Raw genomic sequence first — 631 nt, 5'->3', positions numbered from 1 at the left:
GTGTCCTGGGCCGGGGTGGTGCTGTGGCTGTTGGTGTTACCGGTCAGGTGATGGTGATGTCGCTGCACCACATGTAGGCCTGATCCAGGTGCGAGGCCTGCCAGATCACAAAGAGGATGTGGTTTCCGGTGCGTCCTGCGGGGATCGTGACGTTGAACGAGATGTTCTGCGCCGGCGCGTAGCGTCCGGTCGTCGTGATCAAGTCGAGGTTGCCCCAGCCGAGGCTCTGGGTGGCCGGGTTGAACCCCTGCTTGGTGACGTAGACCCGGAAGTAGTCGGCGCCGTGGCTGGCCTGGTCGTACAGCTGGGCCGTGAAGCTGCGCCCGACGGTGGTCCTCTTCCACGCTCCGGGCTGGTTCAGGGTGTTGTTGCGGGCGAGGCCGTTGCTGCACAGCTGCCCGTCCGGGGTACGGGCCTGGAACTGGCCGCCGAGGCCGTCCCGCAGCGCGCTCATCCAGTTCCACATGGTGTCGGGGTTGGCCTGGAAGGCCGCCCAGCACATGGGGTCCTGCTGCTGCATGGCCGGGTTCATGTGCTGGCTGCCCCAGGTCTTCCAGCACTGGTAGGCGCGCGTCATCGGGTTGATGATCGTGCCGTGCGCCTGGGCCGCACCGGTCCACGGCAGCATGCC

At 66.7% G+C, this 631-nt stretch carries 1 protein-coding gene; it reads right to left on the bottom strand.

Annotated features, from left to right (window positions below):
* Positions 1–43: 43 nt before the first annotated feature.
* The coding region (locus ACTMTJ_RS45415; protein ID WP_441225333.1) for a lytic polysaccharide monooxygenase auxiliary activity family 9 protein at positions 44–631 on the bottom strand (588 nt) is incomplete at its 5' end.

Origin of the sequence: Phytohabitans sp. LJ34, from assembly GCF_052068095.1 — a bacterium.
GTDB lineage: Bacteria > Actinomycetota > Actinomycetes > Mycobacteriales > Micromonosporaceae > Phytohabitans.
Note: the sequence above shows the minus strand (reverse complement) of the source record. Positions and strands in the feature narration are given on the sequence as shown.